The 19,652-nt window shown below is 55.3% G+C and carries 14 protein-coding genes and 1 riboswitch; of the genes, 9 read left to right on the top strand and 5 right to left on the bottom strand.

Annotated elements, in window-relative coordinates; all coding sequences use genetic code 11:
- Position 1: 1 nt before the first annotated feature.
- Positions 2-709, top strand: coding sequence for a DUF3581 family protein (locus J7J49_RS08120; RefSeq protein ID WP_064234850.1), 708 nt, complete (start codon positions 2-4; stop codon positions 707-709).
- Here the strand turns inward: J7J49_RS08120 and J7J49_RS08115 are convergent.
- From J7J49_RS08115 to J7J49_RS08105, 3 genes are all read right to left on the bottom strand, one after another.
- Complete coding sequence (locus J7J49_RS08115; protein ID WP_064234849.1) at positions 706-1,599, bottom strand: transglutaminase family protein; 894 nt, start codon at positions 1,597-1,599, stop codon at positions 706-708. The genes J7J49_RS08120 and J7J49_RS08115 overlap by 4 nt on opposite strands.
- Positions 1,596-4,022 carry a circularly permuted type 2 ATP-grasp protein gene (locus J7J49_RS08110; protein WP_064234848.1) on the bottom strand — a complete coding sequence of 809 codons (2,427 nt, stop codon included), beginning with the start codon at positions 4,020-4,022 and terminating at the stop codon, positions 1,596-1,598. The genes J7J49_RS08115 and J7J49_RS08110 overlap by 4 nt, the downstream gene beginning before the upstream one ends.
- Before the next feature lie 82 nt (positions 4,023-4,104).
- Complete coding sequence (locus J7J49_RS08105) at positions 4,105-7,455, bottom strand: transglutaminase family protein (RefSeq protein ID WP_215091661.1); 3,351 nt, start codon at positions 7,453-7,455, stop codon at positions 4,105-4,107.
- A gap of 364 nt (positions 7,456-7,819) precedes the next feature.
- Between J7J49_RS08105 and J7J49_RS08100 the strand changes: the two genes are divergently transcribed.
- Together J7J49_RS08100 and J7J49_RS08095 are read left to right on the top strand one after the other, a co-directional pair.
- Positions 7,820-9,301: a circularly permuted type 2 ATP-grasp protein gene (locus J7J49_RS08100; RefSeq protein WP_064234846.1), complete on the top strand. Its 1,482-nt coding sequence runs from the start codon at positions 7,820-7,822 to the stop codon at positions 9,299-9,301.
- A 4-nt stretch (positions 9,302-9,305) separates the two neighbouring features.
- Positions 9,306-10,316: an alpha-E domain-containing protein gene (locus J7J49_RS08095; RefSeq protein WP_215091659.1), complete on the top strand. Its 1,011-nt coding sequence runs from the start codon at positions 9,306-9,308 to the stop codon at positions 10,314-10,316.
- 7 nt (positions 10,317-10,323) lie between these two features.
- Here the strand turns inward: J7J49_RS08095 and J7J49_RS08090 are convergent, their stop codons facing one another.
- Positions 10,324-11,382, bottom strand: coding sequence for a zinc-binding metallopeptidase family protein (locus J7J49_RS08090; protein WP_215091656.1), 1,059 nt, complete (start codon positions 11,380-11,382; stop codon positions 10,324-10,326).
- Positions 11,383-11,735: 353 nt separating this feature from the next.
- Between J7J49_RS08090 and J7J49_RS08085 the strand changes: the two genes are divergently transcribed.
- Positions 11,736-13,235, top strand: coding sequence for a CoA-acylating methylmalonate-semialdehyde dehydrogenase (locus tag J7J49_RS08085; RefSeq protein ID WP_215091654.1), 1,500 nt, complete (start codon positions 11,736-11,738; stop codon positions 13,233-13,235).
- Between the two features lie 78 nt (positions 13,236-13,313).
- Here J7J49_RS08085 and J7J49_RS08080 read toward each other — a convergent pair whose 3' ends face one another.
- Positions 13,314-14,006 carry a hypothetical protein gene (locus J7J49_RS08080; protein WP_064234842.1) on the bottom strand — a complete coding sequence of 231 codons (693 nt, stop codon included), beginning with the start codon at positions 14,004-14,006 and terminating at the stop codon, positions 13,314-13,316.
- Positions 14,007-14,185: 179 nt separating this feature from the next.
- Here J7J49_RS08080 and J7J49_RS08075 point away from each other — a divergent pair, with 179 nt between their 5' ends.
- From J7J49_RS08075 to J7J49_RS08055, 5 genes are all read left to right on the top strand, one after another.
- A complete protein-coding gene (locus J7J49_RS08075) occupies positions 14,186-14,788 on the top strand; it encodes a peroxidase-related enzyme (protein ID WP_215091652.1) in 603 nt (200 codons plus the stop codon).
- Between the two features lie 114 nt (positions 14,789-14,902).
- Positions 14,903-15,010: riboswitch (TPP riboswitch) on the top strand.
- On the top strand, positions 15,000-16,373 hold the full coding sequence (locus J7J49_RS08070; protein ID WP_215091650.1) for a sodium:solute symporter family transporter: 1,374 nt from the start codon (positions 15,000-15,002) through the stop codon (positions 16,371-16,373). (Overlaps the previous riboswitch by 11 nt.)
- 80 nt (positions 16,374-16,453) lie before the next feature.
- Positions 16,454-17,878, top strand: a complete 1,425-nt coding sequence (locus tag J7J49_RS08065; RefSeq protein ID WP_064234839.1) for a diguanylate cyclase domain-containing protein — start codon at positions 16,454-16,456, stop codon at positions 17,876-17,878.
- 37 nt (positions 17,879-17,915) lie between these two features.
- Positions 17,916-18,884: a magnesium/cobalt transporter CorA gene (corA, locus tag J7J49_RS08060; RefSeq protein WP_215091648.1), complete on the top strand. Its 969-nt coding sequence runs from the start codon at positions 17,916-17,918 to the stop codon at positions 18,882-18,884.
- Positions 18,885-19,062: 178 nt separating this feature from the next.
- Positions 19,063-19,641 carry an NnrU family protein gene (locus J7J49_RS08055; RefSeq protein ID WP_215091646.1) on the top strand — a complete coding sequence of 193 codons (579 nt, stop codon included), beginning with the start codon at positions 19,063-19,065 and terminating at the stop codon, positions 19,639-19,641.
- Positions 19,642-19,652 lie beyond the last annotated feature (11 nt).

The raw sequence follows: 19,652 nt of genomic DNA, 5'->3' as shown, positions 1-19,652 counted from the left end.
CATGTTCAAGGATTTTTACGCGCAGCGCGGAGACTATGTAGTGATCTCTGCAGAGCAGGCCAGCCGCTTCGCCAAAGGCGTGGCGGGTGACTACAACCCTATTCATAACCCGGATGCACGGCGCTTTTGTGTGCCCGGTGATCTACTGTTTGTGCTGATACTCACAAAGTTTGGGTTGTCGCGGCAAATGGAATTTCGTTTCACCAACATGGTGGGCGCTGACACACCGCTAAAGTTTAGCGAAGCAGACGACGGTGCTCTTCACGTTTGCGATGAGAGCGGCAAATGTTACTTGCAGGTGGTGCGTAGTGGTGACATTACCCATGATCCCGCGGTAGTGGAAGCCTTTGCGCGTTGCTATGTGGCGTTTTCAGGCAAGAATTTTCCACACTATCTCAAACCGCTAATGGAGCAGCATGGGGTCATGTTTAACCCCAAACGCCCCCTGGTGATCTACGATAGCATGGGATTTTCGCTTAAGCGTTTAGATGGCTTTTCGCCGGGACTAATGCTGAATCACTCTTCGTTAGAGGTTCATGGGAAACGCGCCGATGCGCTGCTGGAATTCTCGATTGAATCCGCCGGGGAAGCGGTGGGTGTCGGTTCCAAGAAGCTTGTGGTGAGTGGCCTGTGTGATTACGACGCCGATGAAATGGCCGCCATAGTAGAAGAGTTTTACCGCTTAAAGGCTGCCTACGAGTCGGCCTAGCGTCCAGTCGAGGCCATCGGCGGCATCATAGCCTGTGGCATTACATCGACTTCAACTTCCAAACGATGTTCGCCACCGCCATTCATAACGCCTTTTAGCGGGGCGACATCGGCATAATCACGCCCCCAGGCCAACACCGGATGCTGCTCGCCAGCCACGGTGCCGTTGGTGGGGTCGAGAGCAAGCCAGCCCCAATCAGGAATCCAGGTTGCCAGCCACGCATGGGAAGCATCTGCGCCGATAAGGCGTGGTTGCCCTGGTGGTGGCTGGGTTTCTAGGTAGCCGCTGACATAACGGGCGGCGAGACCCACTGAGCGCAAGGCGCCAATCGCCAGATGGGCGAAGTCTTGGCACACGCCGCGGCGGCTGGCGAGCACTTCGCTTAGCGGTGTCGCCAGTGTGGTAAAGCTGGGGTCGTACTCAAAGGTTTGGTGAATCAGTTGATTAAGCGCCAGTGCCGCTTCAACGATCGGTCTGCCTGGGGTAAAGCAGCTGCGGGCAAAGCTGGCTAGCTCATCGTTACGGCGGATAAACGGTGAGTCGAGGCGGTAAAGCTGAATATCAAAGCTGTTGTTCTGGCTAAGCTGCTGAGCAACCTGTTCCCACGTAGTTGAAGTGGTTGGTAGCGCCGCTAAGGGTTGTGTGCTCAGTGGCGTTACTACCGTGACATCCAGCGTTTGATGGACATCCTCCATCGCGAAATAGAGTACTCGATTGCCAAATACGTCGCGGCGCTCCATTTGCACCTGGGGCGCGGGGCTGATCTGAAGCTCCGATGCGCCACACTGCTGGTGCGGGGTTTTACGCGGTAGCACCCGCGCTTCGCTATGGCACAGGGTCACTGGGGCGCTGTAGTGGTAGCGTGTGGTATGGCGCAATGTGTAGTTCATGCATCGAGCTCCATACTGACTAACTGGCGCGGCCGCTCCACGTGGCTGAAATGGCTCTGGCTAATGGCTTCACATAGCGCGCTTAAGGGCTCAATCAAGGCATCCAGCAGTTGTGCTAAGGCATCCTGCGCTTCAGGCGTCTCGGCCAAGTGGCTCAAGCGATCAATATCGGCTAGGTGCAGCGCCGCATTGGCTTGAATCAGCAGCCGCCGCTCAGCGTTACGGTAGGGCGATGTGCTGCCCGGAAGGCGATCCATCTGGCGCTCAATGCGTTTGAGCATATAGCCCACCGAGCGGGGATTGGTTTCGTCGAACAACAGTAGATCGAGAATCGCCGCTGGATGAAGCTCGCTGCGGTAGCGCCGCCGGTAGGCGGTAAAGTTGTCGGTGGTGGCAAGCACCACTTCCCATAGCGCTAAGCCCGGCGTATGGGGCGCATTGAGGGTGAGCTTGAGCAGTGAAAGCAAGCCCAGCACACGATCCAAAAAGCGGCCGATATCCATAAACCGCCAGCCGTAGTGATGCGGCATGGTTTCGTTGCATAGCCCAAAGAAGGCGGCTAGCTGTGCCGACAGTCCTTCGCAGGCGCGCCTTGCAGCGCTAGCCCCTAAACTGGGGTTAAAGGTGGCTATGCGCTGGCGCAACTGGTGGACTACCCGCCAGGAGTCGTCGCCTAAATGGTCGCGCACGCTGCGCGCATTGCGCATTAGCTGGGCAAACAGCGGCTGCAGTGCTTGGGGATCCACATCATCAAATTGGGCCAGCAGTGCGGCGCGTTTGAGTTCGAAGCCAATCAGCGGCGCCTGAAGCCGCTGTTCGTCCTCTTCGTTTAGCGTGGTGATATCCAGCGCTAGCAGCAGTTCATCGAGTAGCTGGTCGGCGATTTCATCCTGGTCGTACTCCATCAGCCTCATCAGCGCTTCACGCAGCAGGCGCGCGCGGGTGTCTAAGCGCTCACCGTAGCGACCTAGCCAAAATAGGCTTTCGGCTACCCGGCTGGGTAGGTCAGTGCCGTCACGGGTCGCCACCACCGGGCCGCGGGCCTGGCGTAACTGGCTAACATGGGGCTGGGGTGCAGCGGCGGTGACCCACACATCCTTAACGATAGTGCTGCTTAATGACGGCGAGCCAGGTTCACCCACCCAGGCTAAACCGCCGGGCATCACTTGGTACTCACTTGCTTCGCTGCTTTTGCCTTTGGCGTTGTTTTGGATGGCGCTGGCTGGCGTGCGGGTCACAAAGCAGCGCAGGTTGAGGGTGGTGGGCTCTAGGCGCTGTAGGTAGCTATCAAAAATTGGTGCAGTGGCGGATTCCGTCGAGGCATCGGCGTTGGGCAACAGCAGGGTTTCGCCCAGCAGATGTTCGCACAGCATCGGTAAGTAATCGGCTAATACAGGAGCTTCCAAAATGCCCACCCCCAAGGCGTTGGATAGCGCCACGCCGCCTGCGCGCATGGCCTGCAGCAGCCCGGGTACGCCAAGCTGCGAATCACCACGCAGTTCCAGCGGGTCACAGTAAGCATCGTCGCAGTGGCGCAGCACTACATCCACTGGCTGCAAACCGCCTAGCGTACGCAGCCATACCTGGGTATCGCGTACGACTAAGTCCTGGCCTTCTACCAGCGCGATATTGAGATAGTTGGCAAGGTAAGCGTGCTCAAAGTAGCGTGGGCTTCCCGGTCCCGGCGTTAATAAGATAAGCGTGGGGTTGTCGCGATGCTGATAGGCCATGGCGATCAGCGTGCGGTGGTGCAGGTCAAGAAACCCCGCCAGCCGCTTCAACGGCGCATTGCGGTACATATCCGGCAGGGCACGGGCCATCAGTATGCGGTTTTCAAGCGCAAAACCTGTACCTGATGGCGCCTGTAGGCGATCTGCCATCACCCGCCACTGGCCTTTTGTATCCACAATGACATCTACACCGTGGAAGTTGATCGCAGCGCGGTCATTGGGTAGTGACTGGTGGCAAGGCAACAGTAAGTGCGGGGATGCAAGCAACGCTTGGCTGGGTAAGAGACCCGCCTCAAAGAGCGTTTTGGGCCCATAAATATCAGCATAAAGGGCGCTCAACAGACGACTGCGCTGGATTAGCCCCACTTCTAATGTCTGCCACTGTGCTTGATCAATTACCCAGGGCAGAGGATCAAGCCGCCACGAACGCCCCTGGGTGTCATCGTGCATATTAAAAATCACGCCGTTTTCAGCCAGCAGGCGCTGTATTTCTTCATGCTGCTGCAAGCGACCCGTAGGGCCCATACCTTCTAGGGAGCCGAGTAAGCTCTGCCAACCGGGGCGCAACTGCCCCTGACCATCGAGCATGGCGTCAAAGGTGCCGGGCTGTCCCTTGCCTAGCTGATGTAAGTAATCCTCGACGAGCCCGTTAGCCACGGGCGCGAGGAGGGAGGGAGAGACAGGGGCCGTCATTATCCTTGTAATCCTGAGAGGTAAGGGGCGGATTATCCTGTACTGGGCGCTAAGAGAAAAGCGTTAGCTTTGTTAAAAAACATTAACTGGGCGTCCAACGCAGGTCGAGGGTTTGTGGCAGTTCCAGGCTAGGCGTTTCCAGCTTGGGCACCTGATGTCCGTGGCGATGGCCGCTGTCACTAAAACGCCCCAGTCGGCGCGCTTCGGCTTCAAACGCATTGACCGGGAAGGTGTCGAAGTTACGCCCTGTGGGGTGCACCACGTAATAGGTACAGCCCGCCACTGAGCGCTGATTCCAGGTATCGATGACATCAAATACCAACGGTGCGTGAATGGGAATTTGCGGATGCAGCGCAGACGGTGGCTGCCAAGCGCGATAGCGCACCCCGGCCACCGCTTCGCCGTTTCTGCCGGTGGCAGAAAGCGGTACCCGACGACCGTTGCAGGTCACCACGTAGCGGTCGCCGCTCATGCCGCTGACTTTGACTTCCAGGCGTTCCACTGAGGAATCCACATAGCGGGCGGTGCCGCCTGCGGAGGCTTCTTCACCCAGCACGTGCCAGGGCTCGATAGCCTGGCGCAGCTCAATATCCAGCATCGGGGTGTGCAAGCGCCCGTGTAGCGGGAAGCGGAACTCCAGGAAGGGGGCGAACCACTGCAGGTCAAAGTCGAAGCCGTGGTGGCGCAAGTCACTTAACACATCGTCAAGGTCATTCCACAGGTAGTGAGGCAGCATCCAGCGATCCTGTAACGCGCTACCCCAACGCACCGGTTTGGCCCGGTAGGGGGTTTTCCAGCAGCGCGCGACAAGGGCGCGGATCAGCAGCATCTGCATTAACCCCATGCGGGCGTGGGGCGGCATCTCAAAGCCGCGTAGTTCCAGTAATCCTAATCGCCCACTGTCGCTATCCGGCGAATAGAGTTTGTCGATACAGAACTCGGCGCGGTGGGTGTTGCCGGTCAAGTCGGTTAGCAGGTGACGCAGTAAGCGATCCACCAGCCAGGGTTGTACGACCTCACCTTCGGGCATTTGCTGCAGGGCAATTTCCAGCTCATAGAGCGCTTCATGGCGTGCTTCATCCACTCGTGGCGCTTGGCTGGTAGGGCCAATAAACAGGCCTGAAAACAGGTAAGAGAGGCTGGGGTGATGCTGCCAATAAGTGACCAGGCTAGCCAGCAAATCTGGTCGGCGTAAAAACGGCGAGTCGTCAGGCGTGATGCCGCCCAGTGTGACATGGTTACCACCGCCGGTGCCGGTGTGGCGGCCATCCAGCATGAATTTCTCAGTGCCCAGGCGGGTTTCACGTGCCTCGGCATACAGCCGTTCAGTTTGCGCGACCAGGGTTTGCCAACTGGCAGCGGGCATAATGTTCACTTCGATCACGCCCGGGTCGGGGGTGATCATAAAGTTTTCCAGGCGCGGATCCCTAGGCGGCGAATAGCCCTCTACCATCACCGGGCAGGCGAGCTCCTTGGCGCACTCTTCAACGGTGCTCAGCAGGTCGAGGTAGTGCTCTAAGCTGGTCAGCGGCGGCAGGAAAATATGCAGGCGGCCTTCCCGTGGCTCCACACATAGGCTGGTGTGAATAACGCCACTCTCAGTGTCGATTTCCGCCCGGGGCTGCTGCTGAACCGCTTCGCCCTCAGGATGAGAAGGGCTTGGGTGGCTGGTTCTACCCAAGCGTTCGGCCTCGCTGAGGTGGGGCTGTTCGGCGTTGCGGCGAGCAACTTCACCGTGAATATCGCCCAATTCAGGGCGGGGCGCGAATAGCGACTCCGGTTGGGGCTGCTCTTCTGGGTCAGCCCAAGGCAGCGCCGAAAGCGGTAAACGCAGGCCCATGGGCGAGTCGCCGGGCACCAGGAACAGGTGTTCACGCTTGAGCGGCCAGCGACCGCTTTCCCAGCGGTGGGCCTGGCTAATCGAGTGGCGCAACGGTAGGGCATAACCAACCACTTCGCCTAAGCCTTGTTCTAATAAGCGCGCTAACCGGTGGCGTTCGGCGTCATCTTTGAGATTGGCTTCACGTGGGTCAACGTTGACCGGTAGTGACTGCTCTTTCCATAGATAGTAGTAGGTGTCCTCGAACGCCGGAATCCAGTAGCGCTCGGCTACGCCCAGGCGTTCGCTAAGCGCTTTAGTAAAGCGCTGAGCCATTGCATCATCTGCATTGATCTCTGGTGAGCCGTCTAGGCAGGCTAGCCATTGCGGGTCGCGCCATAGGGGCACGCCATCTTTACGCCAGTAACAGGCTAGCGCCCAGCGGGGCAGCGGTTCGCCGGGGTACCACTTGCCTTGCTGTTGCTGGATAGCGCTGCCGGGGGCGTAAGCGGCCTGCAGCCGGGTTAGCAGTGCCTCAGCGCGTTCGCGCTTGTGTTCGCCCAGGGCTTCGGTATTCCACTGCGGGCTCTCCACATCGTCGATCGAGACAAAGGTGGGTTCGCCGCCCATGGTGAGGCGTACGTCCTGGTGGAGCAGCTCGGCATCTACTTCGTCACCCAATGCGCAGATACGCTGCCACTGCTCATCGCTATAGGGCTTGGTGACCCGCGGGTCTTCGTGGATGCGTTCCACTTCCATGGTGACATCGAAAGTGACTTCACACTTATCCGAAAACCCGGTAATCGCGGCCGCACTACCAGTCGTCGGGGTGGCGGCGAGGGGGATGTGGCCTTCGCCAGCGAACAGCCCTGAAGTGGGATCGAGCCCCACCCAGCCTGCGCCGGGCAGGAAGACTTCGGTCCAGGCGTGTAGGTCGGTGAAATCCACTTCGCTGCCGCTGGGGCCATCCAGCGCTTTGACGTCGGACTTGAGCTGAATGAGGTAGCCTGACACAAAGCGTGCGGCAAGGCCCAAATGGCGGAAAATTTGTACCAGCAGCCAGGCGCTGTCGCGGCAGGATCCGCTGGCGAACGTTAAGGTTTCTTCGCAGCTCTGAACACCGGGCTCCATGCGTACCAGATAACCAATATCCTCCTGCAGGCGTTGATTAAGCGCTACCAGGAAATCGACGGTGGTGGTGGGTTCGCGGGGAACGGCCTTGAGCCACTCCATCAACCGTGGCCCTGACTCGGTTATTTCCAGATAGGGGCTTAGCTCCTGGCGCAGTGCTTCGGGGTAGGCAAAGGGAATCGTTTGCGCAATGTCGTCCAAGAAGAAATCGAACGGGTTGATCACCGTCATTGGCGCGATGAGCTCGACGGCAATGGTTAACTCTTTACGCGGTTCGGGGAACACCACACGGGCATTGAAGTTGCCAAACGGATCCTGTTGCCAGTTTAAAAAGTGGTCGTCGCCGGAGAGCTTGAGCGAGTAGGCCTCAATATGGGTGCGGCAGTGGGGCGCGGGACGCAGCCGAATAACATGGGGCGAAAGACGCACCGGGCGGTCAAAGTGGTAGGTCGTACGATGATACAAGGCAACGCGAATGGTCATGGGCCACCCTCAAAAGAACCGTTATCAACCGGTGGGTCGGTTGGGTTAAAGAATAACCGAACGTTTCGCAAGTATCGTTCCACTTTTACTTTTTTGCAGCCGCTATCTTAACTAAGGCGTTTAACTAAAGTGGAAATCACTTAATGCACCAAAATAGCACTGCTTTACTGCACCGATGTGGGGCAGAAAGTCGCTTTAATTGGCTCGTGCTCCCTGTCAAGAAGCGTTTAAGTAAGCGAACGTTGAAATATCGCAAAAGATGGTACGTATTTTGCTCTCAATTGTTTGATTGTTTTGCGCGCGGCAGGCCTACACTGTGCATTGAGGAAGTTGCCGCTTCCACCCCAGCGCCAGGAGAGCGCCCATGAGCCAAGTGAATTGGAATAACTATGCGTGTCGTGATTACTACGATGAGCTGATGGCCGCACCCGGTCAGCCTCGCGATTCAGCGGGTGAATTGTGCAACATGTTGGCAAGGTTTAGCGCAGAAGAGTTAGCCGAGCGGAAAACCGCGGCGGAAATCGCCATTCGTACCATGGGGATTACCTTCACTGTCTACTCTGAAGGCGCGATGATTGACCGCGCTTGGCCCTTTGATATTGTGCCGCGGATTATTCCCGCCAGCGAGTGGCGTAAAACCGAGGCAGGCCTCAAACAGCGCGTGCAGGCGCTAAACCTATTTATTGATGATCTCTACCACGACCAAAAAGTTATTAAGGACAAAGTATTGCCCGCCGAGGTGCTAGCGCAGTCGGTTAATTTCCGCCCCCAGTGCGTCGGTATTAATCCCCCTCACGGGGTGTGGGCCCATGTATGCGGTTCAGATCTAGTGCGCGATGGGGATGGCACGCTGTACGTGTTGGAGGATAACTTACGCATTCCTTCCGGCGTCTCCTACATGTTGGAAAACCGTAATGTCACCAAGCGGGTGCTGCCGGAGCTGTTTGCCACTGGCAAAATCCTCCCCGTTGATGACTATGTGGCCAATCTTTACGACATGCTCGCCGCAATGTCACCCCGCCCTGGAGATGATCCTCAGGTGGTGGTGCTGACCCCTGGAATCTATAACTCCGCTTACTTTGAGCATGCCTACCTTGCCCAGCAAATGGGCGTCGAGCTGGTGCAAGGCAGCGACTTGCTAGTGGATGACAATGATGTGGTGTACATGCGCACCGTAGAAGGCCTGCGCCGAGTCGACGTTATCTATCGTCGCGTGGATGACGAGTTTCTCGACCCGGAAGCGTTTAACCCTGACTCCATGCTGGGGGTGGCGGGCCTGATGCGCGCTTGGCGTGCTGGCAAAGTAGCGCTGGCCAATGCACCCGGTGCTGGCGTGGCAGATGACAAGGTTGTTTATGCGTTCGTGCCTGCGCTGATCCGCTACTATCTTGACCAGGAGCCGCTGCTGCCGAACGTGCCCAGTTACCTGTGCATGTTCGAAGATGATCGCCGCTATGTGCTTGATCATCTCGATGAGCTGGTGGTGAAGCCGGCCAATGAGTCGGGGGGCTACGGCATGCTGATTGGCCCGCGCTCAACCAAAGAGACCCGCGAAGAGTTTGCCCGCTTGATTAAGGCGAACCCGCGCAACTACATGGCGCAGCCCACCCTGGCGCTGTCGACCACACCGACGTTGGCGAATGGTATACCTCAGCCGCGCCATGTGGATTTACGCCCTTTCATACTCTCTGGGCCTGAAATCCACGTCACCACCGGTGGCCTCACCCGCGTGGCATTGATAGAGGGGTCGCTGGTGGTGAACTCCTCTCAAGGTGGTGGCAGTAAAGATACCTGGATTGTAGAAACCGACGATAAGGCGGCAGTGGCCGCGGTGAAAGGAGCCTAACGCCATGCTGTCACGCGTTGCAGAGAACCTCTACTGGATGGCGCGCTATATTGAACGTGCGGAAGATACCGCACGCCTACTGAGCGTCAATAGTCACCTTATGCTCGATTTGCCGGGGCGCTTGCCGCTGGGTTGGGCGCCGCTTATCGAAATGACCGGCAGCCTGGAAGCTTTCACCGCACGCCATGACGATTTTGATGAGCGCAACGTGGTGCATTTTTTATGCGCTGATCCCGACAATGATATTTCGATTATTTCCGCGCTTGCCAGTGCCCGTGAGAACCTGAGAACCACCCGGGATGTGGTGCCCCGGGAGATTTGGGAGGAGGTTAACCAGCTCTATCTGAGTGTCGCCGACCATGCCGAAAACGGCGTTAGTCCACGACGTCGCGATAGCTTTCTCAAAAGTGTTATTCGTGGCTGCCAGGCGCTGACGGGCCTGATTGAAGGCACGTTAAGCCATGGCCCTGCGCGCACCTTTATTGAGCTGGGGCGTCAGTTAGAGCGGGCCGATATGACTACCCGTATTGTCGATGTGCGCTCCGCCAGCCTGCTGCCGCAAAACCCTGAAGAGCTGCTGCCGTTTGAAAACCTGCAGTGGATGAGCGTACTCAAGTCGCTCACCGCCTATCAAATGTACCGCCAGCAGGTGCGCTTGCGCGTTCGCGGCCCCGATGTATTGCGTTTTTTACTGCAAGACCCCAACCTGCCGCGTTCGATTGCCTGCAGTCTCGAAACCCTGGGTCATGAGCTGACGCTACTGCCACGTCAGGATCGTCCGGCGGCGACCGTTTCACTGGTGCGCGCCGATGTGGTGGATGCCGATATCCAAGCGTTAGCCCATTCACCCAGTAAGCTGCACCTGTTTATCGATGAACTGCAGATCGGCTTTGCCGCCATCCACGATACGCTTAGCGCCACCTACTTTGTGAATGACGACAGCGTCCCCCGTGTGACCCAAACCCAGAGTCAGAGCCAAAGTCAGAGCCACGCGGGGGATAACGACAACGACTAAGTGTTAATTACTGATTCTCTAATGGGCTGGCGGCCTGAATGATGTGGTGCAGGTACGCCAGTTTCTCGCGCACCGCCGGGGCAAGTACCCCAGGCGCTAAATCGAGCAGGCCCATATCCCGGTTGAGCTCATTTACTGCCATGCCTACCTGATGAAAAGCAATCAGCATGCTCTCTAGGCTGCCGTCGTATTCCACGTGGGTGATGCCCATGTGCAGCGCCGTATCCAGCACGGCGACCATGTCCAAGTAATAGGCGAAGGTTTCGGCAAAATCTTCCCAGGGGTGCATGGTGGCGTAGGCGGAGATAAAGCGGTTGGGCCAGTCGCCGGGGGCACCCTGCTGGTAGTAACGCTCTAACGCTTCGGTATAGCTTGGCCGATGGTGGTTGCCAAATACAGCGCGACACGCCTCTTCATCGCGATCCTTAACCAAAACATCCCAGTAATAGTGACCGATCTCGTGGCGGAAGTGGCCAATCAAGGTGCGGTGTGACTCGTTCATATCGACCCGCAAACGCTCGCGCTCAACGTCGTCAGCCTCTTTGACATTAATGGTGATATGTCCTGATGCATGGCCGGTATACACTTTCTTCTGGTTCGCAGTGGAGCGCCATAACCCTTGGTCGGGCAGGGCATCCGCCATAAACGAGAAACTTAATGGCACCGCAATAGCATCCTCTTGGGTGCCGTGGGGCAGTTTGAGTAGATCGAGGGTGTGAAACAGGCGCCTTTTGGCAGCTTCAAGCGCTGCCCACCGCTCGCGGTTTCCATCGATGGTTAAGTCGGGAATCATGGCGTTATATCGGCAGCAGTCGCATAGCGCGTCAGCTTGGCCGTTTTCCATCACCACCATGCGATTGCAGACGTTCTCAACAGCGTAGTTGTGACACTTCATCAGCGCCGTATCACAACCTGGATAGGTGCAGTGATAGCCGCCGTAAGCCAGGGGCTCAATGGCAACGATATTGCTGCAAGCCGGGCACCAGCCGACCTCTGACTGGCAGCCAAGGCAGTGGGTGTTTTCGTAGAACAGCGGATTGCCACAGCGGCAGCTAAAAGTCTGCATAGATAATTCCCTGTGTTAAAACACGTGCGTTCGCCGTGTGCGATCCGCGAAACTGCGGCACACTGAGTAGCCGAAGCATAGCCAGCCTGACGACACAATGGAAAGGCTAATTGACGTCCCGCTGTAGATTTTGTTTACTCATACGATACTTGATTGACGTTTACGTCAACTTGCTGCTATACCCTGTGTTCTTACTTTAACGCGATAGACTTTTTACAAACCGATTTCTTACAACCATCACGACCATAACCACCATTGTCATTACAATCAGAGCCATAACAACCAGAACCATTTCAACCAGAGCCATTACAACCAGAGCCATAACAACCACAATCATAAACAGGAGCAACGCTATGTCCGTTCGCGAAATCCCCATGTATATCGATGGTCAGCCCATGCAGTCGCAAAGCCAGGAGTGGCGCGATGTGGTTAACCCCGCCACGCAAGAGGTAGTCGCCCGGGTACCGTTCTGTACCGCTGATGAAGTAGAACGCGCTATCAGCAGCTCTAAAGAAGCGTTTAAGGAGTGGCGTAAAGTCCCGCTGGGAAAACGCATGCGCATCATGCTCAAGCTGCAGGCGCTGATTCGCGACAATACCGCTGAACTGGCGGCACTGATTACCGAGGAGCATGGTAAAACCCTGCCCGATGCGGAAGGCGAAGTGGGCCGTGGCTTGGAAGTGGTGGAACACGCCTGCTCGATTACTTCGCTGCAGTTGGGTGAATTAGCTGAAAACGCTGCCAACGAGGTAGACGTTTACACCATGCACCAACCGCTAGGGGTGGGGGCGGGAATTACCGCCTTTAACTTCCCGATTATGCTGCCCTGTTTTATGTTCCCGCTGGCGATTGCCACCGGTAATACCTTTGTTCTCAAACCATCGGAGCAAGACCCTAGCTCTACCATGCGCTTAGTGGAATTAGCTCATGAAGCCGGTGTCCCTGCGGGCGTGCTCAATGTGGTGCACGGTGGCCCGGATGTGGCCAACCAAATTGCTGACCATCAGGATATCAAAGCGCTCTCGTTCATCGGCTCTACCCATGTGGGGTCGCTGCTGTATAACCGTGCGGCGGCGGCAGGCAAGCGGATGCAAGCGATGATGGGGGCCAAGAACCACTGCGTGGTGATGCCCGATGCTAACCGTAGCCAAGCGATTAACAACCTGCTGGGCTCAGCCTTTGGCGCGGCGGGCCAACGCTGCATGGCAAACTCGGTAGTGGTGCTGGTGGGTGAGGCGCGTGAGTGGCTGAGTGATATCGTCGATGCGGCGCGAGCAATGAAAGTCGGTCCTGGCACTCAGCTTGATGCGGATTTGGGCCCACTGGTGTCACCCGCTGCCCGTGATCGTGTCCTGCGTTTAATCGATGCGGGGGAGAAAGAGGGCGCCAAACTGATGGTCGATGGGCGCAATGTTCAGGTGGAGGGTTATCCAAACGGCAACTTTGTGGGGCCGACCCTGTTTGCTGACGTAACGGCGGATATGACCATTTACCGAGAGGAGATTTTTGGTCCTGTTCTGTGTGTGGTGAGTGTTGAAACACTTGATGAGGCGATTGCCTTTATTAATGCCAACCCTAACGGCAACGGCACCTCTATCTTTACCAACTCCGGTTGGGTCGCGCGCCGTTTTGAAACCGATATCGACGTTGGTCAAATTGGTATTAACGTGCCGATTCCAGTGCCGGTTGCTTACTTCAGCTTCACTGGTTCAAGGGCTTCAAAGCTAGGCGATTTAGGCCCTAATGGTAAGCAAGCGATTGCTTTCTGGACACAAACAAAAACCGTGACAGCGCGTTGGTTTGAACCAGAAAATGTTTCCAGTGGTATTAACAGCACGATTTCACTGGGCTAAGGAGCGTTTGCTGGGTTAACGAACATTGGCCCTGCAGAAAACAGGGCCAATTGACGGGCGTGTAACGGCTGTCCTGGCTTAGAAATTATCGAATAAAGGCAGGCTTTCTTCGAGTAATTGTTCGATGGGGCCGAGCTGGCTTTCATGTAACACTAAAAGTGATTCTTCATGCATAAACTGAGCCGCTGTTGGAACGAGTAGCGCAAATTCACCCTCTTCAAGATGAAATTCATGTATTTCGCGCATGCCTAATGGCGTCATGCACTGGGAGCAGCGGTAGTTGTCATCTTCACCGTAAATGAGACGGTGGTACATTTTGAACAGCGTGTAGAGGGCTAAACCGCCTTCAAACGCTGGCCATCGTGCTGGGGTATCGCGAATGTCGTTAGTGAGTTCTTGGCCCTCTGCTTTGGCATCTGCAATCGCATCGGCGAGTGGGGCGGCAAGAATGGCGGTCTTGTCGGCAGGTAGCGGTGTGTTCTGCTTCGAGGCTCGTTCAAAATCCTGTACTGCGCGCTTAAAGTCCACCACACCACTGAGAGAGTAGTCGACATGCTGTAGGTCTTCGGGCTCAAAGCCACCGTTTTCCCAGCCATGGATAACGCGGAGTGTCATTTGACCGCGTGTCATTGGGCGGGCCAGCAACATATGTAACATGATACGAATATGCAACTGACGCTCATCGGTATCATTTTCAAACGCTCGATAGGGGTCAGCAAACAGCTCGTTTAGGCGACCGGGGGTATGTTCCTTGGCTTCGTTTTGGTTCATGACAGTGTCCCTTTGAACGAACTGTTTATTAAGAGAGTAGTGCGCGGTTTTTATCACAGATCGATACATCAGTATGGCGAGCAGGTGTGCTGATTAAAAGCGTCTTAATTTAGTTTTTTGTTACTCATCAGCTAACCCTTTTTTACCAGATGTTTAAATTTAACAATAAAGAGGTGAGTATGTCTGCATCATTAAGTCGTTTTAACGTGCCTGAAACATTGGATGATCTGCCGGAAGATATTCGTAGTACCATTTTGGCCGTTCAGGAGAAGGCGGGGTTTGTGCCCAATGTCTTTCTGATGCTGGCCCATCGCCCCGCTGAGTTTCGTGCTTTCTTTGCCTATCACGATGCGTTAATGGAACGCGAATCGGACACGCTCACCAAAGCCGAAAAAGAGATGATTGTGGTCGCTACCAGCGCGCGTAACCGCTGCTTGTATTGTGTGGTCGCTCACGGTGCTCTGGTGCGCATTTACAGTAAAGATCCGCTGCTCGCTGACCAAGTGGCGATCAACCATCGCGTGGCGCCGATTAGTGAGCGCCACAGAGTAATGCTCGATTTTGCTATGCACTGCGCTATCGATGTCGGCGAAATGACCGACGAGTGGCTCACCCGCTTGCTTGACGTTGGTTTTAGCCAAGAGGATTGCTGGGATATAGGTGCCATCTCGGCGTTTTTTGGCCTGTCAAATCGATTAGTTACGCTGGCGGGTACACCGCCGAATGAAGAGTTTTACTTAATGGGACGCGTGCCTCGTTCGGATACGACCACCACACCTTAAACTTTACTAAGTTGTGGTTCTGATTGAGAATAGTTCCTGAATCTGTTTTGACATCGTTCTTAACGACGTTTTTGACACCGTTTTTAACATTGTTCTTAACGGCGTACCTACATTCACTGTCGCCAGGGGAGCCCCTGTTGAAAAGGGCTGAGATGCGCAGCGCGCAGACCCTGGAACCTGATCCGGTTCGTACCGGCGGAGGAAGCGCGACATGCTTTACCTGACGTCAGCCGTGCTTGGCGCGGCGCTGTGCTGCTTTGCTTATTTAGGCCTACGGGCTCGCTGGGTGGACGGCCCACTTGATGACTATGTCACCGCCCGCAACTCGCAAACAGCTTCTACCCTGGGGCTCTCCTTCCTTGCTTCCGGTATGGGCGCATGGATTCTCTTTGCGCCCCCCGAAATAGGCGCCTTTGTCGGCCCACTCGCCCTTGCAGGCTATGCGCTTGGCTCTGCGCTGCCGTTTATCGTCTTAGGGCTGTATGGGCCGAAGATTCGCCGTGCGTTGCCAGAGGGGCGCAGTATCGCCGAGTTTGCTGAGGCGTGCTATGGCCCTGGTGTACGGCGCTGGGTAACGCTGGTCTCCATCGCCTATATGTCTTGCTTTCTAGCCGCTGAGCTCACCGCTATAGGGGCTATCACCGCGCTGCTTTCCGATGTGCCGCCCGCGCTGGTGATTATTGGGGTGGCGCTTACCACGCTGATTTATACTGCGGCGGGCGGGCTGCGTGCCAGCCTTGCCACCGACCGTTGGCAGGCGTGGTTGCTGCTGATATTGCTGTGTGTGGTGGGTGGCATGGCCCTATGGCGGTTGCCCTCCATACCCAGTGAGGCTGCGCTCCCGTCTATTCCTGTATCGAGTGCGCTAAGCGTAGCGTTAACGCTAGTGATCGCGGTCACCGCCGCGAACCTTTTCCACCAAGGCTATTGGCAGCGAGTATGGGCCGCTCAAGATAATCAAAGCTTAGGACGTGGCGCCTGGTTAGGTGGCGCGATGACAGTCCTGGTAGTGATGGTGATTGGCGGTCTTGGCGTGTTGGCAGCAATGAGTGGTGTGCCGCTCGGCGAGCCGCCAATACCGTTCTTTGCCCTGTTAAGCGACGCTCCCGTTTGGCTGACGTTACCTGCCTTGGTGCTGGCGGTGACCTTGGTGGCCTCCAGCGTTGATACACTTCAAAACGGGATTGCTTCACTAGTGGTAGCGCGCAGCGAGCAGCAGGGCGTTTCACTGGTGGCTGCCCGCTGGGTGACGGTAATCGTGATGATCCCAGTGGTAATGATTGCCCTGCAGGGCCTGTCGGTGCTGCGGCTTTTTTTGATTGCTGACTTGCTGTGTGCCGCTATTGTGGTGCCTGTACTGCTTGGCTTATGGCAACGCATGACGCCGATTGCGGCCATTGCGGGGGGCATCGCGGGACTGCTGGGGGCTATTCTCCCGGGTTGGTTGAGCCAAGGTAGCCTGGTAGCTGGGGTCATGGCGGCAAGTTTTCCGGGCAGTATTCCCACCTTGGGGCCATTCCTCGGGGCGTTAATCGCCTCAACGCTCACGAGCTTACTACTCGCGGGTTTAATTAAGAAAAAGTGAGTATAAAGTGAGTATTAAGCAGTAAAGGGCTGATCGCGTTATGCTGGTAGAATAACAGCTACCCCATGGGTGATATGACCATGAGCTATCCCATAGCACCTGACGAAGATGCGCGGTTAGCCGCCCTTTACGAGCTTGAACTGCTAGACAGCCCCGATGAACCTGCTTTTGATCGTGTCACCAGACTGGTGACCAAGCTGCTAAACGTACCTATCTCAACGGTCACGTTAATTGATGCTAAACGCCAATGGCTAAAATCACGTGTCGGCGTTGATACTCGCGAGACTTCTCGTGATGTGGCTTTCTGTGCTTATACAATTATGGGCACAGAGCCACTGATCATAAATGATGCTAGCCAAGACCCACGTTTTGCACACAATCCGTTTGTCACGGCTGTCGACGGTATCCGCTTTTATGCGGGTATTCCGCTTAGTACGACCAAAGGCCTAATGCTAGGCTCACTCTGCGCGATTGATACGAAACCGCGCGCCATTAGTGAGAGTGAGCTAGCGGCCCTGCAAGATTTGGCGGCGATTGTCACTGATGAAATTCATTTGCGTGAGCGGCTAGTATTAGAAAAGAAAAATGCCCAGCTATCCCAGCAAGCACTGAATGAATTACACCACAGTATGGAGTGCCAAATCGAGCGGCGTACCAACGAGCTTAAGCTCGTTATCGAGTCTGCCTATGACGCTTATATCAGTATCGATGCCAAAGACGTGATTTTGGACTGGAACCGAGCGGCCGAAGCTATGTTCGGTTGGCCGCGAAAAAAAGCACTGGCAAGGACGATAACGCAGCTGATTTTCCCCGCCGGATTGCCCTCCAGCAATAACCGTGCTGCCATCATATCTATGGCACGGCGCCAGGATGGCACTGAACTACCTGTTGAGGTTCGGATTAAGGCACTCATGATTGATGGGCGCGAGCGGCGAAGTCTTTTTATTCACGATATAACCGAACGTCAGCAGCTTGAGCGACTTCGCGATCAGCAGGCCCGTGAAGATGTATTAACCAAGTTGCCTAACCGGCGAGCCCTAGATGAACGTTTGCCTGAAGCAATGGCTCGCACACGGCGCAGCCAACAACCGTTAGCCGTTCTGTTTATGGACTTGGATGGTTTTAAGGCGATTAACGACGCTTATGGGCATGCCAAGGGCGACGATCTGCTGCGTGTGATCGCTAAAAAATTAGTCAGCACGATACGTGAAACCGACTACATAGCCCGCTGGGCCGGAGATGAGTTTGTTGTACTACTGGAGGGCAGTGAACCCACGGCAATCGAGCAGTTGGCTAATAAACTAGTCAAGGTGGTGGAAGAGCCGATGATCGCTGGAACGGCGGCGTTAAACGTCAGTGTGAGTATTGGTGTAGCGCTATATCTACCGGCCAGCGCCGAGACAGCCAACGAGCTGCTTAAGCGTGCTGATGTGGCTATGTATGAAGCCAAACGCTCTGGAAAAGCCCAGGTCAGCATTGCCCAGCCGGCTGATAACTCTGGTTAAGGCCGGCAAATAATCAAGGACGACAATTAGGACGATCATGATACGAACTATTCTGACCACGCCTGAAGGCGAGACCCGCGAGGGCGATGAACGCTTAATGGCAGTGTGGCAATCCACGCCAGGCAGCCATATCTGGATCGATATGCAAGGTGAAACCCAGGAGAGTGAACGCGCTATTTTAGAGGCCTTCGAGTTTCATCCGATGGCGATTCAAGATGCCCACAAAGAGCGCCATCCACCAAAAATTGAAGAGTTTGACAATCACACGCTAATTATTTATCGCGGTATCTCCTCCTTCGATGCCGAACTGAACTACCTGCCTCAGCAGGTTTGCTTTTTTGTGGGTGAGCGTTTTTTGGTCACCCTCCACCCCGGCCAGGCGCTCTCTATTGAGAACCTTTTCAATGAGCAGGGTAAAGCACTACTGGCCCACTCGCCTGAGCATGTCGCGCTGCGGGTAATGTATATTTCAGCAGGCTTTTACATTGACAGTTTGCTCGAATTTGAAACGGCGTTAAGCGATCTTGAAGACGAACTGCTGGAAAATGGTAATGATGTGGTAATGCGCAAGATCATTACTTACCGTTCCCGGTTGGTTAAAATGCGCCGCATCTTTAGCTACCACCAGGGGATAACCCAGGAACTCACTGCCTACGACTATGATCACTTACCGCGGGAAGAGAGTGAAACCCTGCACGCGATCAACGATGTAGCGGATCGTTTCGAGCGACTCTACACCTTGACCCAAATGTACTACGACATTTGCGGTGACTTGGTCGATGGCTATATCTCTATTTCTTCCCACCAGTTAAATATCACCATGCGGGTGCTCACGGTCATTACTGCGATCTTTGTGCCTCTTACGTTTATCGCCGGCATTTATGGCATGAACTTCGAAAATATGCCCGAACTGCGCTATCAGTACGGCTACTTTTTTGTATGGGGCGCAATGCTGGGTATCGCGGGTGTCATGGTTTGGTTGTTTAAGCGCAAGGACTGGTTTTAAGGACTGGTTTTAAGGACTGGTTTTAAAGACTGGTTTTAGCCTTGCTATAGAACGACTCATCAGGAAACGAAAAGTTGACGTATACGTAGGTGGTCAGCGGTTGAGTGTGGCATCCTCTGCAGCGACCAAAACTATAAGGCATAAAGCCTAGACTAGCGTTTTAACTGGGAGTTGTTCCATGACCATTATGATTATCGGGCTGCTGATTTTTTTAGGCAGCCACTCTGTACGTATTTTTGCTGAAGACTGGCGTCAGCGGCAGATTGCTCAACGCGGCGAAACCACTTGGAAAGTCGCCTATTCAGCCGTATCCATCGTTGGCCTGGCCATTGCTATTTACGGTTTTGGACAGATGCGCCTCGACCCCATCTATATCTGGTATCCGCCCATGGGCATGCGTCATGCGGTGGCGCTACTGATGGTACCTGCTTTTATCATGCTGGCGGCGGCGTATGTACCGGGCAACGCCATTAAAGCCAAACTTGGCCATCCGATGATGCTGGCGGTAAAAATCTGGGCGTTTGCTCACCTGCTGGCCAACGGGCGCTTGGGTGATATTATCTTTTTTGCTGCCTTTCTTATCTGGGCTATCCTGGCGTTTAAAACCGCTAAAAAGCGCAACCGTCTTACACCGTCTGCGCCGGTTAGCACCTCTAAAATGGCAACGATTGCCGCCGTGCTAGTGGGCTTGATAGCGTATGTTGTGTTTGCCTTTTATCTACATACAGCGCTGATTGGCGTTCCCGTCTTTAGCTAATCTGTATTTGA

Origin of the sequence: Halomonas sp. ISL-56 (genome assembly GCF_018612805.1) — a bacterium.
Taxonomy (GTDB): domain Bacteria; phylum Pseudomonadota; class Gammaproteobacteria; order Pseudomonadales; family Halomonadaceae; genus Vreelandella.
The sequence above is the reverse complement of the archived record's forward strand: the minus strand, read 5'-3'. Positions and strand labels throughout refer to the sequence as shown.

Bases quoted from the DNA above. Each gene is read 5' to 3' on its own strand.
- J7J49_RS08120 (WP_064234850.1), top strand. From the start codon at position 2: ATGTTCAAGGATTTTTACGCGCAGCGCGGAGACTATGTAGTGATCTCT.
- J7J49_RS08115 (WP_064234849.1), bottom strand. From the start codon at position 1,599: ATGAACTACACATTGCGCCATACCACACGCTACCACTACAGCGCCCCA.
- J7J49_RS08110 (WP_064234848.1), bottom strand. From the start codon at position 4,022: ATGACGGCCCCTGTCTCTCCCTCCCTCCTCGCGCCCGTGGCTAACGGG.
- J7J49_RS08105 (WP_215091661.1), bottom strand. From the start codon at position 7,455: ATGACCATTCGCGTTGCCTTGTATCATCGTACGACCTACCACTTTGAC.
- J7J49_RS08100 (WP_064234846.1), top strand. From the start codon at position 7,820: ATGAGCCAAGTGAATTGGAATAACTATGCGTGTCGTGATTACTACGAT.
- J7J49_RS08095 (WP_215091659.1), top strand. From the start codon at position 9,306: ATGCTGTCACGCGTTGCAGAGAACCTCTACTGGATGGCGCGCTATATT.
- J7J49_RS08090 (WP_215091656.1), bottom strand. From the start codon at position 11,382: ATGCAGACTTTTAGCTGCCGCTGTGGCAATCCGCTGTTCTACGAAAAC.
- J7J49_RS08085 (WP_215091654.1), top strand. From the start codon at position 11,736: ATGTCCGTTCGCGAAATCCCCATGTATATCGATGGTCAGCCCATGCAG.
- J7J49_RS08080 (WP_064234842.1), bottom strand. From the start codon at position 14,006: ATGAACCAAAACGAAGCCAAGGAACATACCCCCGGTCGCCTAAACGAG.
- J7J49_RS08075 (WP_215091652.1), top strand. From the start codon at position 14,186: ATGTCTGCATCATTAAGTCGTTTTAACGTGCCTGAAACATTGGATGAT.
- J7J49_RS08070 (WP_215091650.1), top strand. From the start codon at position 15,000: ATGCTTTACCTGACGTCAGCCGTGCTTGGCGCGGCGCTGTGCTGCTTT.
- J7J49_RS08065 (WP_064234839.1), top strand. From the start codon at position 16,454: ATGAGCTATCCCATAGCACCTGACGAAGATGCGCGGTTAGCCGCCCTT.
- corA (WP_215091648.1), top strand. From the start codon at position 17,916: ATGATACGAACTATTCTGACCACGCCTGAAGGCGAGACCCGCGAGGGC.
- J7J49_RS08055 (WP_215091646.1), top strand. From the start codon at position 19,063: ATGACCATTATGATTATCGGGCTGCTGATTTTTTTAGGCAGCCACTCT.